Source organism: Spirosoma endbachense (assembly GCF_010233585.1).
Taxonomy (GTDB): domain Bacteria; phylum Bacteroidota; class Bacteroidia; order Cytophagales; family Spirosomataceae; genus Spirosoma; species Spirosoma endbachense.
The window spans coordinates 7,613,296-7,627,809 of sequence record NZ_CP045997.1; the positions used below are offsets into that span (position 1 = coordinate 7,613,296).

Here is a 14,514-nt window from a genome sequence, read left to right on the forward strand (position 1 = left end):
CTTTACGAATTACTCGCCGGAAAGATCTGCTCCGTTCAGAATAGCAGGAGAAGAAAAGCCAGAATCAGCTTAGTTGAGCTACTCGTATCTTCTTCTAATCACAATAAAATATATAACAATAACACTAAACGAACGGTTTTAAATGCCTAATTTGCAGATGAGTAAGCTGCTTTCAGTCAATTAAAGCCAGCCTAAATAGCCCATTCCTCATGAAAAGCATACAGACAACTCCACTTGACATTTCACGCCATTTACAGTCCCGGAGGCTGGAACAGGAAGTAGAGAATCGGACTGCTTATACGATTGATACGGCAGAATTAAACATCTACGAAACGCAACACATCGCCGAGAAAGTCGAGTTAACGTTTAGCAGCCCTGTACTGGCCAGCATGATCCGGGGAAAAAAAGTAATGCATTTGCCCGGTACGCCTTCGTTCGATTTTCTGCCCGGCGAGTCGGTGATTGTGCCTGGCCAGGAAACCATGCGCATTGATTTCCCGGAAGCGCAAACGCTGAATCCTACGCAGTGTCTGGCGCTGGCCATTGACCCCGGCAAGGTGAAGCAGGTAACGGATTTGTTAAACGACCGGGCACCCCTGATCGACAATTCGAATGGCTGGCAATTTGGTCAGGCGAATTTCTTTCTGACGAATGACGGGCCAATTCACCAGCTTATTGCCCGACTGATTTACATTTTTACCGAAAATAATAAGGCTAAAGAGGTGTTTGCCAACCTTGTTTTACAGGAACTGGTCGTACGATTGATGCAAACCCAGGCCCGTACGCTGCTACTGAGCACAGAAACGAACGTTGCGAATGTGAACCGATTAGCGCACATTGCTCAGTACATCAATAAGAATCTTGGCCGGAATCTGCCTATTAAGGAACTGGCCGACGAAGCGTGCATGAGTGAACCCAATTTCTACCGAACCTTCAGGCAAACATTCGGTATGACACCCGTCGATTTTATCAACCAGCAGCGCATTGCACTAGCGTCAAAATTATTGCGAACAACCAATCGCTACTTAGCCGACATCAGCATCGACTGTGGTTTCAACAACCTGACCTATTTCATGAAACTGTTTCGGCGGGAAATGGGCTTGTCGCCAGCGCAGTATCGGAAACAGGTGTTGTAACAAGATCCGAAAAAGAAAGCCACAAGCGATTCGGATCACATGAATAGGGTATTGCTGGTCACGAGCGGCACAGAGAGGGCTACATTTCACATGTTTGTGCGATTGATGGGCGTCGGTGAACCCGCCAACTTTGCAGTGTTAAACAACATCTGCAATGAAACGCCAACCTCTACTACACAATTGCCCGGTTACCAGCCATTTCGCTCTGCCCTTTTTAGTGCAAAGCCTGCTGCTGATTTTTATTGGTACGCTGTTCTCAATCAGTAGTTTTTCTCAAACCTCTGTGCGCACTACGATACGTGGTACGATCCACACTATAGCTGATAAACCGCTCGAATTTGCCACCCTCATGCTGGTAAAGGCCAGCGACTCTACGTTAGTGAAAGGGACTATCGGTGACGCAGAAGGTCATTACGTTTTTGAGAACATAGTACCGGGTTCGTACCGTGTGTCGGCTCAGGTAGTTGGTTTCCAGAAGAATACATCCCCACCGTTTACACTAGCCCCTGACCAGCATCAGGTCATCGTGCCAACGCTTGTGCTTCGTCAGGCGACCAAAGAATTAGGCGAAGTGACCGTTACCGGCCAAAAGCCGTTCATCGAACAATTACCCGACAAAACCGTCGTCAACGTCGAAAATAGTATCGTTTCGGCGGGTGGAACGGCACTTGACGTTCTCGAAAAATCACCCGGTGTTGTAGTCGATAATCAGAATGACCGGATCAGTTTTAAAGGCCGCGAAGGCGTTCTGATTATGATCGATGGGAAACCAACCTATCTGTCGGCGCAGGAAGTAGTAAACCTGCTACGGAATACACCCAGTAACAGCGTCCAGACAATTGAACTGATCATAAATCCTTCTTCCAAATATGATGCGGCCGGAAACGCTGGTATTATCAACATCCAGCTCAAACGCGGCAGCCGGAATCTGGCTGGCGGAACGGCTGGTAGCGCTACGTTCGGGGCCGGATACGGTCGTTATCCGAAAGCTTCGGCTGGCCTAACCGTAAATCATAAGTCGGGCAACTGGAACCTGTTTGGGAACTACAACTACGATTATCGCCAACGCTACGGTTCGGTGGATGCGCTTCGCCGGTTCGGTGCAGGCGATTCGCTGACAACAGTCAATAATCTGGGGACGCGTACCAGCACTGATAGGGTTCATACCTTTAAAGCAGGAGCCGATTATACGCTCAGCCGAAAAACGACTTTAGGCTTTATGGCGAACGGATTGATCAACGACAGCCAGGCAGAAATTGACAACAAAAACCTGATTTATGACGCAACGAGCCAACTTCAGCAAACCGTAACGATGATCAACGCATCGACCCGGCCCATGCAGCGGCTGTCGGCCAATGCAAATCTGAAACACACGTTCGATACGCTGGGTCGGGAACTGACAGTCGATGTCGATTACGCTCAGGTTCACGTAAATGGGCAGGATAACATGCGGACACGCTACCTGAATGCTCAGCAGGAAGAAATTCGGCCAACCCTGCTTCAGCGTAACCAGACCCCGTCCGATATTCTGATCCGGGCTGCGAAACTCGATTATGTTCACCCCTTCAGGAGTGGCTTTAAACTGGAAACGGGCGGTAAAGTCAGTTACGTAACGTCTGACAACGATGTACGTTTCGGTACACTGATCGAAGGGGGATACGTACCCGATCCGCAGCGAACGAACCATTTCCTGTATAAAGAAACCATTGGCGCCGGGTATCTGAACGGAAGCCGGAACTGGACAAAATGGTCGTTGCAGGCTGGATTACGAATGGAGTACACCCGATCGATCGGAAATTCGGTAACGCTTCAGAAAGTTGTGGACCGTAGTTATCTGAATGCCTTTCCCAGCCTGTTCGTAACCTATAAAGCCAGCACAAACCATCAGTGGACAAGCTCCTACAGCCGTAGAATCGACCGGCCCAGCTACCAGGATCTTAATCCATTCATTTACGTCATGGACCCGTATACCTATGCGCAGGGTAATCCGTTCCTTCGGCCTCAATATACGAATGCACTACAGCTGGGGTATACGTACAAAAACGAAACCAGTGTTAGCCTGGGTTATAATCATACGACCGACGTGATTACAGGCGTCAACGAGCAGGAAGGGCAGATATTGAAAACGACCACCGTGAATCTGGCCGCGCTCGATAATGTTGTGTTAAGTATAAGTTCACCGCTGAAACTTGCGCCTTGGTGGACCGTTCGGCAGACGGCTGATATTTTCCTGAATGCGTATAATGCTGAGTATCTGGGTCAGCGGTTAGATTACCGACGCGTATCGGCCAATTTCACGATGAACCACCGCTTTACCCTCGCCAAAGGATTTACCGCCGAACTATCGGGTTGGTATAACACGGCTTCGATATACGCTCAGGCGCAATTTAGTGGTTTGGGTCAGGTAAATGTAGGACTTCAGAAAACGATGTTGAGCAAGGCAGCAACTCTTCGCCTGAATATCAGCGACATACTGGATATTACCCGCAGCCGGGGCACAATCCAGTATGCTACCACGAATCTAACCTTCACCAATCGTTGGGAAACCCGCGTTGCCCGATTGACCTTCACCTATAATTTCGGTAATCGCAACCTAAAAGCGGCCCGCCAGCGGCAGTCCAGTGTAGAGGACGAACAGAGCCGGGTAAGGTAGGATCGAAAAGTTTGCTTTCAGAAAACGCTGCTTTCAGAGCCTGTTTTAACCGCAAAGCCCGCCAGGATAATGCCGCAAAGTACGCAAAGGAGCTATCAGAATACCCCTTGCGTTCATTGCGGCCTATCTTGGTACTCTTTGCGGTTAAAAGCACAAAGGGTATCTCTCTAGATACTATTGTTTCGTTTTAATCGCCTGTCCATCCCGAATTTCTTCCGAGGCTGCTTTCACGATGGGTTCGCCCTGCTTCAGATCACCGAACACTTCAACCAGACTATCGATAACATTACCTTTCTGCACCGATACCCACTGTGCACGATTGTCGTGCACCCGAATGACGAACATTTTTTCACTGGAACTTACCACCGACGATGTTGGAACGAACATAGTGCGGGCAGAACGTTCAACCGGAAGTGTTACTTCGGCATACATACCAGACTTCAGTTCATGAGCTGCATTATTGACGTCAAATTCGGCCATCATGGCGCGGTTTGCTTCTACCAAACTCTCGGCGCTACGGGCTAATTTGGCATTAAAGCGTCGTTCAGGAATGGCGTTTACTGTAAATGAAACGGCGCTTTTTGCGGCCAACTGATTGGCAAACGTTTCCGGAATAGCTACCGTCAAACGAAGCGTATGGCTGTCTTCCAGTACAAACAGCGGCTTTCCGCTATCACCTGCGCCAACCAGTGCGCCTGGACTGATATTCCGCTCGATGACCATGCCATCGAACGGGGCCGTAATGGTCAGGTATTGCCGAAGTTCGGTTTTTGCCTGATAATTCGAGCGGGCGGCCAGTACCGTACCGCGTGCCACCGCAACCATGGCACTATCGGCCTGCATTTTGGCCTGGGCCTGATCCAGTTCGTTGGCCGATACAGCCCCCTCCATTTTTGCCGTTTGCAACAGTCGCTGATAAGTCAGTCGGCTGGCCCGCGAACGGGTTGTTTGCTCGACCAGTGTTGCTTCCTGAGCCTGAACCTGCGCCTGCGCCTGACTGAGTTCCGAAATTACTTCAGGCGCATCGAGTCGGGCCAAGACCTGCCCTTTGCGAACGAACGTTCCGCGATCGACCGGAATATCACGGACGAATCCTTTCACTTTTGCGTAGATATTTACCCGGTTCCAGGGTTTTAATTCACCCGGCAAGGTTACGCGTTTGCTCGGCTGTAACGCCTGAACAGTGGTCATTACTACCTGCGGTGTTTCCGGTTCTTTGGAGGCCGTCGGTTTTTTGTCGTTGCCCGAAGACGAGCAGGCTGCTATACCGGCCGCAACCGATACCGGCCAGACAAATCTCAAAAATGGTTTCATATGGAGCGGACTGCCGGAGCAGGAGTCAGTTGTTTATCGAAAAATTTGCTTTCCGGATCTTCCGGATCGAGCGATACTGATTGAGTCGTAGCTTTGGCCTGAAGCTGGCTAAATACACAGGGAAGAATGAGCAGAGCCGCCAGGGTTGAGGCAATCAGACCACCAATTACGGCTTGCCCAAGTGGAGCAATCTGGTCACCCCCTTCGCCAAGCCCCGATGCCATTGGCACCATCCCCGCAATCATGGCGATACTCGTCATCAGGATCGGTCGAATCCGGCTGTTGGCGGCCAGCACAACGGCTTTGAGTGTATCACCAACCTCAAGCCGAAGGTTCTCGGCATTGGTAACCATCAAAATCGCATTGGCAACCGAAACACCGACCGACATGATCAACCCCATGTAGGATTGCAGATTGAGCGTGGCACCGCAGGCCAGGAGCATCAGCAGTGCTCCGGCAACCACCGCCGGAATTGCCGACAGAATCACCAGCGAAAGCTTGAATGACTGATAATTGGCTGCCAGCAGCAGAAAGATGATCACGATGGCGACCAGAAGACCCGTTTGCAGACTACTCAGCGTGTCGGTGAGCAGATTCGTTTGTCCACCCATCTCTACAATAACACCGCGTGGGGCTTCCCCTGCGTTACGAATGGCCTGTTCTACGGCTTTCTGGGCCGTTCCGAGGTCTTTTTTCTGTAAGTTAGCCGTAATAGTAACCAGCCGATTCGGTCCGGCGCGGTCATATTCGCCGGGCGTTGTTCCTTCCGAAAAGGTAGCTACATCCGATAACAGCGGTTGCATGTTGCCGCTTTTTAACGGAATATTTCCAATGTCGCTGGTACTGCTCATCTGATATTCAGGGATCTGGACCTGAACCTGATACGCCAATCCTTTCGACTCATCGAGCCAGAGATTTTTATCCGTAAAGCGACTTGATGACGTAGCCGCCACCATCGACCGGGCCACCTGCGTTGAGGTAACACCCAGCTGTCCGGCCCGTTCCCGATTCATCGTTACGTTCAGAACCGGGTAGGCCAGCGGCTGTGCGATCTGTACATCACGCAGGAAGTCGATTTTGGCCATCTGTTCCCGGATTTTGTTGGCAAACCGCCCTGCTTCGGTCAGATCTTTGGCCGCTACTGTTACCTCGATGGGCGTGGAGGCACCCTGACTCATGATTTTTTCGGTCAGCTCAATCGGCTCAAACGAGATGTTGGCCGTTGGTAAGGCTTTGGCGATCCGCGTCCGCAACGATTCCTTCAGATCATCCATTTTTACAGGATGCTCTTCTTTGAGCGATACCTGCAAAACGGCTTCATGCGGTCCGCTGTTAAATACGAAGATGTTCGATGTACCATAACTTGACGGAACAGTTCCAACATAGGCTGAAGAAATCTCAACGTTGTCGGCGCCAACCTCATCCTTAATAATATCCAGCACTTTTAGGGTGGCCAACTCGGTACGTTCTACCCGTGTGCCGTCGGGAACGCGAAGCCGCATCTGAAACTGGTGGCTGTTGCCATGCGGCAGAATATCCGTTCCAATGACCATGAAACAAACAACAATGATTGCCAGTGTGCCAGCCAGATAACCCCCGACGACCAGACCTCTACGATTCAGTATTTTATCGAGCAACGACGAATATCGCTGTTTGAACTTCTCGAACCCTGTAGCATTAGGAACAGGATGGGCGGCTTCGTCGAGGATAGCGTGCCGTTCCTGTGCGTCGAGAGCCAGTGTTGGGGCTTCGTGTGGAGGGTGGCTTTTCAGGAGCCAGTTTGCCAGGACAGGCACGAACGTCTGCGAGAGCAGGAACGAGGCAATCATGGCAAAACCAACCGATAGCGACAACGGCAGGAACATGGAACGAGGCACTCCGCTCATAACGAACGCCGGGGCAAATACGGCCAGAATCGCCAGCAGAATCAGAAATTCAGGGAAGACGATTTCCTTACAGGCATCCCAGATGGCAACGGCTTTAGGTTTGCCAGTTTCCAGATGCTGGTGAATATTCTCGATCGTTACCGTAGCCTGGTCGACCAGAATCCCGATGGCCAGAGCCAACCCCGACAGAGTCATGATGTTGATGGTTTGCCCGAACAGATTAAGCATAATCACCGCCGATAGAATGGAAATCGGGATCGTTACCACCACAATAATTACACTCCGCCAGTCGCGCAGGAATAGCAATACCATCAAGCCCGTTAGTACGGCCCCCAGAATGCCCTCAGTAACAAGACTTTTGAGCGAATTTGTTACGTAGACCGACTGGTCAAATTCGTAGGAAATTTTCACATCTTCGGGAACAGCCGCCTGCAATTCGGGCATGGCTTTACGGATGTTGTTTACCACATCAAGCGTAGACGCATCCGACTTTTTAACGACCGGAATATAGACCGCCCGACGACCGTTCACCAGCGCATAGCTCACCGTTACATCAGCGCCATCTTCAACTGTACCAATATCGCGCACAAAAACGGTTGGGCCGGAACCAACGCGAATCGGGATATTCAGAAAATCTTCGGGCCGTTTGACGAGCGAGTTTACTGGTGTCATCAGGGCTTTATCACCGATTCGAATGTTTCCGGCGGGCGAAGGCTGGTTGTTGGTGATAATGGATTTAATGACTTCTTCCGGCGTCAGCTGGTAACTGCGGACCAGTTGTGGGTTTACTTTGATAATCACCGTCCGTTGGTTACCGCCAAAGGGTGGGGGACTCGATACGCCCGGAATGCGGGAGAACATCGGCCGCACCCGTGATGATGCGTAATCCTGAATTTCGTTTAGCGAGCGCCCCTGACTTTCGAACACCAGTTGACCTACCGGAACCGAACTGGCATCGAAGCGCACTACCTGGGGCGGAACCGTCCCTTCGGGCATATAAGCTTTCGCACGGGAGACGTTATTGGCAACTTCGGCAGCCGCCTGGGCCATATCGGTTCCCGGATAGAATTGCAACTTGATGAGCGATAGGCCCTGAATGGTTTTTACATCAATGTCACGAATCCCCGATACGTACAGAAAGTGATCCTGATAACGGGTAGCGATGAAACCGTCCATCTGGTCGGGAGCCATACCACCGTAAGGCTGAACGACGTAAATGGTCGGCAGATCGAGGTTCGGAAAGATATCGACGGGAATGGTAAACAGCGACATCACTGAAAAAAACAGGAGTCCCAGAACCGCTACCACCACCGAAATCGGTTTTCGTAAGGCAGATCGAATGAGTTGATACATAGTAGTTTCCAGTATTGGGTAGTTGGTTCATGGCTCAGGCTATAAACCAACACCCGTAACAATAAGCTTTATTGAACTTGATTCATGAACAGCGACAGATCGCCATCGGCAGCCGCTTTCAGGAGCAGGAACCGCCAGACATTGCTGGTGGCTACGTACCCGTCAACTTCGGCACGATTGAGCGTAACAACGCTCTGCAACAGCGTAGGTAAATCCGTTAAACCGCTTTCATAGCGCGATTTTGCCTGATTATAAGCCTGTCGGGCAGCCCGAAGTTGAATCGGTGCCTGACGAGCCTGTTCGAGTGCAACCTGATATTGCGTTTCGGCTTCCTGATACTGGCGGTTTATACGCAGTTGCTGTTCATTGTACAATTGTCGGAACCGTTCTACCTGAAAAAGCTCGCTTCGGTAATCGTGCCGAACACGCAGAATGTTCGTCAAATTCCAGCGGGCAACCACGCCAACCAGGTAGTTGGATACCTGATAACCAAGTCCATTTATCTGGTTATTAAGAAAGATATCGCCCTGATTAGAGAAACCGGAACCGCGAGCATTACCAACACCAACCAGTGAAATAACGGGTAAACTGGTTCGCTGAGTGGCCACGCTGCGGGCCGACGATAGGGCTATCTGGGATTGAAAGAGTCGCAGAACCGGATTTTTAGGTGAGATCGAATCTGATAACGAAGCTCCTGTTGGCAGAGCGGTGTAGAAACGCATACTATCAACCTGAATATTTCGCTGGAGCTGGCCGGTCAATTCGGATAAACGTAACCGCTGTACCTGCTCCTGCTGTTGGCTTTCCAATAGCAGAATCCGGGCTCGAACGGCTTCTGCGGTCGCCAGTGAACTATCTACGCCAGCGCGCATACCCGATTGTACGCCCGAATCGACCACCCGTTTGAACGTTTGCGCCCGTTCGAGATTACTGCGTTGAATCTGTACCAGTTTCTGGTTGATCAGCAGTAGCAAATAGGCATCGATGGTTCGAACCTGGTGCTGAAAAAGTTCATTGTCGTAATCGATGCGGCTGCGTTGGAGTTCGGCATCGGCCACGGCTACATTGGCTTTGATCCGCCCGAATGTGATGGCCCGCCATTCGATAGCAGCACTGGTATAACTACCAAAACTGGCCTTTGAAACAGCAGTGGCCCGAACCCCGCCGGATGTAGAAATAGCGGTTCCTTCGTTCGGAAAAAACGAACCATTCAGGCTGTTGCTGGTAGCATAGTTGTACTGATCCTGAACAATCAGGCTTGGCAGGTATTCGACACGACTTGCCTGAAGCCGTCGTTCAGCACTACTAATTTCAGCCTGTTTGGACTTCAGAAATGGATATTGCCGGGTACTTTGTTCAACAACCTGGCTCAACTTCAGCGATTGTGCCTGTGCCTGAACGGTAACGAGTCCGGCTCCCAGCCAGAGCAGCCAGCCCGTTGTTCTTCGGTACTTTGCGGAGGCTGGTACCTTTTGTACAGTCGCCTGAAAACGCGGGTAGATCATTGGCTTTAACTTGCCCGGATATGGTCTGGCTCGCGGACAAGTGTCTGCAAAACACCATCTCAATTTTGGAAACATTTGGGAAAAGGTGCGTTTCGCCAGAGATTTGAGTAGTTTTTTTGCCAGATTGATCAGTGAAACAAACAGGATGAGTCAGATTTAACCGGCTGTTTGCTAATTAGATGCGTACAATTATAAACGATAGTCTTCATGATGACGCTCTTGCCCATTCGACAGACAATTGAGGAAAATACCCAGTTTCTTCAGCTTCCGGGCAGTGAACCCGGTCTGACGTTGACAATCGAGTTTTTTAACCGGATCGGGTATACCCCGCCCTGGATTGGCTATTTTGTTCAGCAAAACGATACGTTAGTGGGAAGCGCAGGCTTTAAGGGAAAGCCTAAAGAAGGGCGGGTTGAAATTGCATATGGTGTATTTCCACATTACCAAAATCAGGGTATTGGGGCAGACGTATGCAGGCAATTGGTGCTTCTTGCTTTGGAAACGGACCCTACTGTTATCGTCACAGCCCGGACTCTACCAGAAGAAAATTACTCCACACGTATTCTGCGAAAAAATAAGTTTGCCTTTATAGGAGATGTTTGGGATGACGAAGATGGTACGGTATGGGAGTGGGCCTATAAAGGAACAATACCGATTATAGACCTGTGAATTCATCTGTAACAAAGTCGATGTGGTAGGGTGCTGTCGGTTTTTCAAAACCGACAATGCGGGGCCGGTTCGCCGATGTGCCGTGGCGACTCTACAAATCTCATCCAGACTATACACTCGGTTTTAAGAATCGCAACGGCGAACCGTCCGCAGGGGTAGGTTTAAGAACCTGACCTCACATCAGTCATTGACAAAGAACGTGTTGTTTGCTGACTACTTTATGCTGTGGTAGATCATTTCTTTTTCAGCAAATAATTAAGCTTGGCGTCAAGCTCGCGAGCAGATAGATCACGTTCAATCATAGTTTTTGATGCATCGAGCAATACGTTGTCAGGCATTCGTTCAATAGCAAAGCTTTTAATAACCGACGATGAATCCATCAGGTCCAGAACCTGAATCCAGGGTAGATGATCCTGCCTGATCGCTTCTTCTCCCTGTGTTTTGTTAAATTCAAATGAGATCGTAACAATTTCCAATCCTAAAGAATGATATTGCTTATAGAGTTTTCTTAAATCCCTATGCCTCTGTTGGCACGGTAAGAAATATCGATTGGAGAAATCAAGTAAAATATAGGTGTTTTTAAGGCCTGATAAGGCAATGGTTGTACCAGTTGCCGTTGGTAAATTAAAATTAGTTGCTTTATTGCCAACCTGTTTTCGCGCCAGTTTTTCTTTAATTTTTTGGTAGGAAGGATATGAAGAAAAGGCCGAAAGTTTGCCGAATAAATTCAGCGTTTGGGTATAATTGAAATAGTTAGAAGCAAAAAGATACCAGCTGGATGCCAGTGAAGGATTCTCAAGGATAGTTTTGGCTAGTAAGGAATCATGCGCCAGTTGCAATGAATCGACTTGCTGTTCAAGTGTTGACGCCGTTAGTGAATCCCCAGCCTGTAGAGCATTAAAAAGATCCATCCGTAAGTCGGGCTGAGCTTCCCGGATTCTGGTTGAAATGCCGAGTTGATCGGCCCAGAATTCACTACTCGATGAGCCCGTAATTAAGGTCTTAATAGTAGCTCCGGGATCAAAACCAATATCGATCCGGGGCGAATCGATAAAGAAATGCAGATCATCTTTATTGCCCTCCGCCCAAAGGTAGGCTGGGCAAGGCTCGGGTAAATTGATGGTAAATACCGCAACTCTATTTAGAATCGTAATTGTGTCAATAATTGGTGATCGATCCAACGGTTTAGCGACTACCATCGCTTGCTTTCCCTCCCAGGACTTAGGAAATAGACAGTTAATAGTGCTGCTAAACTGGGCATTCACGTCAGCTGTGAATACACATATTGAGAGCAGAAAAAAGAGAGCATAGTAACGTATTCCTGTTTGCATAGATTAAAATTTGACAGCAAAGACGTTTAACCGAACTCTGGGCTGTTAGACTATTTAACGCATAACAGTGACAATTTATGGCGCATAAACTTCCAGAATCTTTCCAAAATTGACGGTTATTTTCGTATTTTATTTGATCTGGCAATGATATGAAAGTATTGGTAGTTGAAGATGAAAAGGGATTGGCTGAGAGTATCACTGATTATATGGTGAAGGAAGGATACATCTGCGAAACTGCTGCTACTTTTCAGGAGGCCGACGAGAAAATATATCTCTATACGTATGATTGCGTTATTGTCGATCTGACTTTACCCGGAGGAGATGGTTTTCAGATCATTGAGTCGTTAAAACGGCTCGTTGCCACCACTGGAATTATCATTATTTCAGCCCGTAACGCCCTGGAAGACAAGTTGCGGGGTCTTGAAATTGGCTCGGATGATTATCTAACCAAGCCATTTCACCTTTCCGAATTAAATGCCCGAGTTAAATCGTTGTTGCGACGCCGACAATTTGGCGGGCATACTGAAATCCGTTTTCAGGAAATTGTGGTTGTACCTCATAACCGGAAGGTCTACGTGAATGGTCAACTCACAACCTTATCGCGGAAGGAATATGATTTGCTGTTGTATTTTTTATCAAATGTGGATGTAGCCCTGACAAAAGCGTCGATTGCGGAGCATTTGTGGGGCGACAACATCGATTCGGTCGACTCGTTTGATATCGTGTATTCGCATATTAAAAATCTGCGTAGGAAATTAATTGAAAAAGGTGCCGCCGATTATGTACAATCGATTTATGGCATTGGATATAAATTCAGTCAGCCTTGAAACTGCTTGCCAAAACCAACCGCATCTATCTTACATTTTCGCTGGTAATTTATCTGCTAACGGCCCTGGCTTTTTATCAGATCGTTCGTTTATTGATTTACGACGAAGTTGAAAGTAGATTACAGGTAGAACGCCGTGACTTTCAGGCGTATGTACGAGCGCATAACACATGGTCGAGTAGCCCTTATTTTGTTGAGAATAAAATCGATGTTGTTCCAATTAGCGATCGACCGAAACAAATACGCGAGGTTTTTACGGATACGCTGATTCGAAACCGATATGACGATGAACTGATACCTTTTCGGCAATTAACCTTCTATGAACCCATTCAGGGCAGGATGCACCGGGTGTCGATCCGAAAATCGCTCATTCAGACTTATCGACTTATTGAAGCAGTTACCTTTACGATGGCCACATTTCTAGGGTTGTTGTTATTGGGTACATTCTGGTTTCAGGGTAAATTATCAGGGAGGTTATGGTATCCCTTTTACGATACCTTATCGCGCATCAAAAATTTCGACCTGAATAGTGAATCACCTTTACAGTTGTCTAAACCTGAGATTACCGAATTCTATTCGTTGAATGAAGTGCTGCAAAAAATGGCTGATAAAATGCAGCATGATTATAAAAGCCTGAAGGAGTTTACCGAAAATGCGTCTCATGAAATGCAGACACCACTGGCGCTCATCAATGCAAAAGTTGAACAATTAATTCAAAGTGAACAGCTAACGGAAGCGCAAACGAACTGGATCGAAACAATATACGAAGCCTCCCGGCGTATTGTACGGTTGAATCAGGGACTACTATTGCTGGCGAAAATTGAAAATCACCAGTTTCAGGATGTTCAGCGCGTTAATCTATCACAACTTTTTATGGAGAAATTGCAGGATATGGAAGAAGTATTATCATTTAAAGAACTTTCTATTCATATTCATCAATCGATATCCTTTGAGGTTAAATTACCAGTTGCTCTGGCCGATATTCTGGTAACAAATCTGGTAAACAATGCGATTAAACACAATCAGCCAGGGGGTTCTATTGAGTTGGATTCTACGAAAGAGCGACTCTACCTGAGTAATACCGGCGGGCCGCTTATCTCAGCGCCTGAGCGTCTTTTCGAGCGATTTAAGAAAGAGGGTACAGGAACGGACTCGATAGGGTTGGGTTTGTCAATTGTCAAGCAAATCTGTGATAGTTATGGCTTAGATGTAACTTATCATGTAAATCAGGAACGACATCAATTCTGTATTTCACAAATGCCGATAGATAATGCAAATGAAAATTTAGTCAGTTAATCAAAAAATAATTAAAATTGATTTAAGAATCGGTGGTAATTTGGCTAATAAAAAATAGAAACAAGTGGTAGTAAAAGCTATAATTTATAAGCAAGTTGCTTTTGATCGAATACTTTTTTTTCAGTAAGGTCATTAAAATTTCCTTTATGAACCTCACCTTTTAGCTGCATCATTTCATAAACAAGGACGTATAGTGACTTATAATACGAAAGCAATAAAGTAGATTGTCACTTAATCGGTGAAGCAGAAATAAGCGAATTATGTCACCGTTGTTTAAACACTGTCTATTCAATTGGCCTATAGTCGCTAATATTTCTGTCTATTTGGTAAGTAAGAAAACTCATTCGCCAAAATATGATATACTATTGTTTGCTTGCACTGACACGAATGGATTTTAGACACTACGTAATGAAGTAATGTTAGTTAATTTGGTACATTTTACTAGCGATGTTTCGGTAAAAATATAGCAATTGACAGGCGATTTGAGTGTGTAGGCAGTAAGCTCTAGTTGTTTTTTTTTATTTGCAAACAGAAATACATTGACT

The 14,514-nt window shown here is 47.6% G+C and carries 9 protein-coding genes; 5 read left to right on the forward strand and 4 right to left on the reverse strand.

Features of this window, described 5'->3' with window-relative positions; translation table 11 throughout:
• Positions 1-209: 209 nt before the first annotated feature.
• On the forward strand, positions 210-1,136 hold the full coding sequence (locus GJR95_RS30945) for an AraC family transcriptional regulator (protein WP_162389538.1): 927 nt from the start codon (positions 210-212) through the stop codon (positions 1,134-1,136).
• A 154-nt stretch (positions 1,137-1,290) separates the two neighbouring features.
• Positions 1,291-3,789 carry a TonB-dependent receptor domain-containing protein gene (locus GJR95_RS30950; RefSeq protein ID WP_162389539.1) on the forward strand — a complete coding sequence of 833 codons (2,499 nt, stop codon included), beginning with the start codon at positions 1,291-1,293 and terminating at the stop codon, positions 3,787-3,789.
• 174 nt (positions 3,790-3,963) lie between these two features.
• Here GJR95_RS30950 and GJR95_RS30955 read toward each other — a convergent pair whose 3' ends face one another.
• The 3 genes from GJR95_RS30955 to GJR95_RS30965 form a co-directional block, all read right to left on the reverse strand.
• Positions 3,964-5,103: an efflux RND transporter periplasmic adaptor subunit gene (locus GJR95_RS30955; RefSeq protein WP_162389540.1), complete on the reverse strand. Its 1,140-nt coding sequence runs from the start codon at positions 5,101-5,103 to the stop codon at positions 3,964-3,966.
• Positions 5,100-8,342, reverse strand: coding sequence for an efflux RND transporter permease subunit (locus tag GJR95_RS30960; protein ID WP_162389541.1), 3,243 nt, complete (start codon positions 8,340-8,342; stop codon positions 5,100-5,102). The genes GJR95_RS30955 and GJR95_RS30960 overlap by 4 nt, the downstream gene beginning before the upstream one ends.
• A gap of 68 nt (positions 8,343-8,410) precedes the next feature.
• Positions 8,411-9,847: a TolC family protein gene (locus GJR95_RS30965; RefSeq protein WP_162389542.1), complete on the reverse strand. Its 1,437-nt coding sequence runs from the start codon at positions 9,845-9,847 to the stop codon at positions 8,411-8,413.
• A gap of 207 nt (positions 9,848-10,054) precedes the next feature.
• On the opposite strand from GJR95_RS30965, the gene GJR95_RS30970 reads away from it, so the two are divergent.
• Positions 10,055-10,516, forward strand: coding sequence for a GNAT family N-acetyltransferase (locus tag GJR95_RS30970; RefSeq protein WP_162389543.1), 462 nt, complete (start codon positions 10,055-10,057; stop codon positions 10,514-10,516).
• 233 nt (positions 10,517-10,749) lie between these two features.
• Here the strand turns inward: GJR95_RS30970 and GJR95_RS30975 are convergent, their stop codons facing one another.
• A complete protein-coding gene (locus GJR95_RS30975) occupies positions 10,750-11,847 on the reverse strand; it encodes a TlpA disulfide reductase family protein (protein WP_162389544.1) in 1,098 nt (365 codons plus the stop codon).
• 149 nt (positions 11,848-11,996) lie between these two features.
• On the opposite strand from GJR95_RS30975, the gene GJR95_RS30980 reads away from it, so the two are divergent.
• Together GJR95_RS30980 and GJR95_RS30985 are read left to right on the forward strand one after the other, a co-directional pair.
• Complete coding sequence (locus tag GJR95_RS30980) at positions 11,997-12,674, forward strand: response regulator transcription factor (protein WP_162389545.1); 678 nt, start codon at positions 11,997-11,999, stop codon at positions 12,672-12,674.
• The gene (locus tag GJR95_RS30985) at positions 12,671-13,969 is read left to right on the forward strand and encodes a sensor histidine kinase (protein ID WP_162389546.1); all 1,299 of its coding nucleotides are present in this window, start codon (positions 12,671-12,673) and stop codon (positions 13,967-13,969) included. Before GJR95_RS30980 ends, GJR95_RS30985 begins: the two co-directional genes overlap by 4 nt.
• The last annotated feature ends 545 nt before the right edge of the window (positions 13,970-14,514 follow it).